We start from the raw sequence: 5,202 nt of genomic DNA on the forward strand, positions 1-5,202 counted from the left end.
ATGTGGTGATGAATCATAATTAAAAATATTCTCATGTTATATTATCTAGAAGAAGAAATAGATAATAGTAATGTGCGATGCTTGGAGAAGACATCGCCTTTATTTTTAGTTTAATGTTTAGTTTTCTATTTTACATTCATAAACAATTACAGTAGGGCGAATCCTAAAAAGAGAATTTCTATGTATTGTTTTTGGCATGATAATTTTTATTCTAAAAAGAAACCAAAAGCATCCTGCCCAAATCCTTGTTTTGGGTTTCGGTAGTCTAATATTATTGGGGACTTTTTTTTTTATGCTGCCAATTGCTACCTATGAAGAGGGACGTGGACTTAACTTCATCGATGCTTTATTTGAGGCAACGTCTGCTGTCTGTGTTACAGGGCTGGCTGTTGTGGATACGGGAACAACCTTTACTTTATTTGGAGAAATTGTTCTTCTATGTTTAATTCAAATTGGCGGTTGGGGGTTTATGACCACGGGAACATTTATGTTTATAATCTTAGGAAAAAAGATTGGATTAAAGGAACGTTTGTTATTGCAAGAATTCATTAAATGTATTTTCTCTTTCAGGAGTAGTCAACCTAGTGAAGCGGATCATTCTCATTACTTTTATTGTTGAGCTGCTTGGTGCAATCATTTTGGCGATAAACTGGTCTTTTGAGATGCCTTGGAAGAAAGCCATATACTACGGCATTTTTCATTCTATTTCCGCTTTTAATAATGCTGGTTTTGGACTTGAACCTGATAGTTTAAGTAAATGGGTAGGCGATCCAACAGTAAACATTGTAATTACACTCCTTTTTATTACAGGTGGTATTGGATTTACTGTCATTCTCGATCTTTTCTATAAAAAATCTTTATGCAAATTATCCTTGCATTCTAAAGTTGCTTTATTGATGTCTCTTATCTTAAATATTGTAGGGTTTTTAGTGATATTGAGCACAGAATTTAATAATCCTGCGACCATCGGAAACTTTCCGTTAGGAGATAAACTGTGGGCATCCTATTTCCAAGGAGTCGTCCCGCGTACTGCAGGTTTTAATACGATTGATATTACCCAAATGACCACATCATCTCTTGTGTTTATGATGGCATTAATGTTTATCGGAGCATCATCCGGTTCTACTGGTGGGGGGATTAAAGTAACTACCTATGCTATTATCATTTTTGCCTTTTGGACTGTGATTTCAAATCGAGACGATGTGAATATTTTTAAAAGAAGAATTTCATGGCGATTGGTTAATAAAGCACTATCGATCGTCGTTGCTGCTATTATCTTTATTTTTACGATTTTCTTCTTATTGGCATATACAGAAGATGCAGACATGAGTTTAATTCTCTTCGAAACCATTTCTGCCTTTGGTACGGTTGGGTTATCAGCAGGTTTAACAGCTGATCTATCGCCAGTAGGAAGATTATTGATTACTCTTATGATGTTTATTGGAAGACTAGGACCTTTAACCATGGCTTTTGCACTTTTGAATACACGAAAAGAAGCCAAGGTAAGATATGCAGAAGAAAAAATATTAATTGGCTAGATGAAAATTATTTCTTTTGGGGCGAATGTTAAAAAATGACAAAACAAAGTTATGATGGCACAAATAGGTCTTGTCTTGAAATGGCGTAGAGATAAATCACAAGGATAGCAAAGGAAAGCAATTATTAATGGAATAGGTGCCGTAGTAACTTTCTTTGTTGTAATTATATTCAGTATTACCAAATTTGAAGAAGGCGCTTGAATTGTTGTTGTTATAACTCCTATAATGTTATGGGAATTACAAAAATTAGTAAACATTACGACAGTGTAGGCAAACAATTAAAATTTGATTTAGCCGAGCCTATTCAAAGTACCGATACAATAATAATTATACCTGTTGCCGGTATTCATAAGGTGGTTGTCTCGACAATTTCATATGCAAAATCACTTACTCCAAATGTTGTAGCTTTTTATGTAGCCTTTTCTTCTGAAGATGCTAAAAAAATGGAAGAAAGAAGGGAAGAATGGAATCCAGATGTTCGATTATTTGTAGTTACCTCACGTTATCGAACATTAGTTAAGCCATTAATTGAATTTATAGAGCGGATTGACCACCATTATAAACATGAGAAGAAATTAACGGTGCTATTACCTGAATTTATTACCCATAAGTGGTGGCACCGTCTTTTACACAATCAATCAGCATTTCGTATCCGTTTAATACTTTTGAATAGAAAAGATGTGGTGGTTTCAACTGTTCCGTTTCATTTAAAGGATTGATACCATATTAATTAATGCAAAAGTTCAATGATTTATTCATTGGGCTTTTTTATTATTAATAGATGTTATTGATATAAACGATTAAAAAGGAGGGGATAGGAAAAAATATCAATATAAATGTAATTTAGGAGTGTGGCATATGGAACAGGTATGTAAAATTTGTGGGAATGGTAATGAAGAGAATAAAAAAGATCCCCCATTTGTCTAAAAAAACATTTGGTCCACTCAATTAATACACTGGGTTAACAATCAGATGCATTGTTCGGTTCCTGAATATTACTGTCAATGTTACATAACCTAGCATGTATGAATTTAACAATGAGAATTATCTAAAAATTTTGTTGAAAATTAAGAGGTTGTGTAATATGATATCTTTATTAACAAAGACATGTTATAAAACCTGACATAAAGATTTTACTAAGGAGATGAAAAACATGCAGATGGCGGATACAGTATTTATGTTTTTATCAACGATTCTCGTTTGGATTATGACACCCGGAATTGCTCTTTTTTATGGAGGAATGGTAAAAAGTAAAAACGTGTTAAGCACTGCGATGTACAGCTTTGGCTCAATTGCAATTGTTTCTATTATTTGGATTCTATTTGGTTATTCACTTGCTTTTTCAACGCATGGAAATCCATTTATTGGTGGTCTCGATTGGGTGGGATTAAAAGGTGTAACCTTTAAACCTAATAATGATTACAGTGCAACAATTCCTCATAATCTGTTTATGATGTACCAGCTAACCTTTGCCGTTTTAACGGCAGCGCTTATTTCAGGTGCCTTCGCAGAGCGTATGCGTTTCTCTGCATTTGCTATCTTCACAGTCATATGGTCCATTTTGGTATACTCTCCTGTAGCCCACTGGGTTTGGGGAGTAGGAGGATGGATTCGTAATCTCGGAGCACTCGATTTTGCCGGAGGAAACGTCGTGCATATTACATCCGGTGTTACCGGACTGGTGCTTGCGATCGTTCTTGGGAAAAGAAAAGATGCTGTCACCACGACTCCTCACAACCTGCCACTTACAATTTTGGGAGGAGCCTTAGTCTGGTTTGGATGGTTTGGCTTTAATGTTGGGAGTGCTTTAACCCTTAATGATGTGGCGATGTACGCATTTATCAATACGAATACGGCAGCTGCAGCTGGAATCATTGGCTGGTTAGTAATAGAATGGCTGATAAATAAAAAACCTACGATGCTTGGAGCTATCTCAGGTGCAGTGGCAGGACTTGTTGCGATCACCCCTTCTGCAGGATTTGTTACACCGGCTTCCGCTATTCTTATTGGATTCCTTGGAGGTTCGATTTGTTATTGGGGAGTCTTCTGGGTAAAAGAAAAATTCGGATATGATGATGCTCTAGATGCGTTTGGATTGCATGGAATCGGCGGAACATGGGGTGGAATTGCGACTGGTTTGTTTGCCACAAAATCCGTGAATGCAGCCGGAGCAGATGGATTATTTTATGGAGATCCAAGCTTAGTATTAAAGCAGTTAATTGCAATTGTTGCAACATATCTATTTGTTGGGATAGTATCATATATAATTATTAAAGTTGTAAAAGTCTTCGTCCCTGTCCGGGCAAATGAACATGAAGAATCTCTCGGATTAGATATTACACTGCATGGAGAAAAAGCCTATCACGAAGCATAATTTTCCTAAAAGGGTGATCGTATGAGCGAAGTTCTAACAAAAATTGAAATTATTACACGTCCAACAAAATTTGAAGAATTGAAACAAGCCCTGGCTCAAATCGAAGTGAGTGGAATTACAGTAACCCATGCTCTGGGTGCAGGTTTTCAAAAAGGGTATACCGAAACATACCGGGGCAGGAAATTCGATGTTAATATGTACGAACGGATAAAGGTTGAAATCGTGGTTTGCAAGGTTCCTGTACAGTTAGTAATTGATACGGCACGAAAAGTGTTAAATACCGGACAGCCAGGTGACGGGAAAATTTTTGTATATGAAATCGCCAATGTTATTAAAATACGCACTGGTGAAGAAGGTTATGATGCACTACAAAACACTAAATAGTAATTTCTACTTACCGACAGCCGCCATATTAGGCGGCTTTATTTATTGTATTAAAGGTGTAGTCTAGTTTGATCAATAATTTCTTTTGGATAATTGGTAAGTAAATAAAAATGACGGTCTAATAACTATATCCCTTATAAAAAAATGGAAATTATGTGGAAGAGGCTCCGGCAACAAGATTGTGAAATATTTGTACTTAAACTATCGGGTGCTATAATTCAATAAGCCAAAATATAGAAAAATGCTCAGAGTTTATATGCCCTGAGCATATTTTTATATGCCGATTATTTTGTTAATTTTCTTGTTAATCCTAATTGTTAATTCTCCCGTGATTTTAACCGCTAATTGGAATTTTGTACTTCATAACAGAACCCGTTACTAAAAGACTCATTTTTAATATTTCCGTCAGAACTGAGGGAGATTATCAAGGTTGTTGGTCGGATCACCGTCCGGATTGCTCCGAAGATGTTCCTCTCCATCGCCACCCTTGAAAACATTGACGTTTACAATCATCCCACTTTTTGCCATCTGTTGTGCTTCTTTGTAATCAACAACTTGACCGTTTGACAACTTTAATTCAATAATATCGTCATCTCCATTCTTACGGACGGCGATGACAGATTCTTGACGTTTTTCCATTATTTCGCCTCCTATATATAAGTAGGATGACTTAAAAAAATAAAAAAATTCATATTTTATGAACCTTGCAGCCGAAGATTAGCTGTGTAAATCTTTAGCCCAATGATTGCGGACCTTATTTTATAATGTAATCAATTCGTAGTAGCGGACGCTTTTATAAGTTGTGAATAGTTTCATTTACAATAACGCGTGTATTAATTTAAAATGGGGTCGCGGTAGCAATTCCTTTTTCTTATTGTACTAACAAAGCAGGTTAGCATTCCTGTA

General features: G+C 35.9%; 4 protein-coding genes and 1 pseudogene. 4 read left to right on the forward strand and 1 reads right to left on the reverse strand.

The annotated features are described in order from the left end of the window. Positions 1-196: 196 nt before the first annotated feature. From J7E67_RS30190 to J7E67_RS30205, 4 genes and pseudogenes are all read left to right on the forward strand, one after another. A pseudogene (locus J7E67_RS30190) lies at positions 197-1,538 on the forward strand (TrkH family potassium uptake protein). Positions 1,539-1,735: 197 nt separating this feature from the next. Next, entirely contained in the window at positions 1,736-2,257 is a 522-nt protein-coding gene (locus tag J7E67_RS30195; RefSeq protein WP_214716646.1) for a hypothetical protein, read from the forward strand. A gap of 434 nt (positions 2,258-2,691) precedes the next feature. Then, a complete protein-coding gene (locus J7E67_RS30200; RefSeq protein WP_214716647.1) occupies positions 2,692-3,912 on the forward strand; it encodes an ammonium transporter in 1,221 nt (406 codons plus the stop codon). 21 nt (positions 3,913-3,933) lie between these two features. Then, positions 3,934-4,296, forward strand: coding sequence for a P-II family nitrogen regulator (locus tag J7E67_RS30205; protein WP_214716648.1), 363 nt, complete (start codon positions 3,934-3,936; stop codon positions 4,294-4,296). 405 nt (positions 4,297-4,701) lie between these two features. Here J7E67_RS30205 and J7E67_RS30210 read toward each other — a convergent pair whose 3' ends face one another. After that, a complete protein-coding gene (locus J7E67_RS30210) occupies positions 4,702-4,935 on the reverse strand; it encodes a DUF3892 domain-containing protein (protein ID WP_214716649.1) in 234 nt (77 codons plus the stop codon). Positions 4,936-5,202: the final 267 nt, after the last annotated feature.

It is taken from the genome of Bacillus sp. ISL-46 (assembly GCF_018613205.1).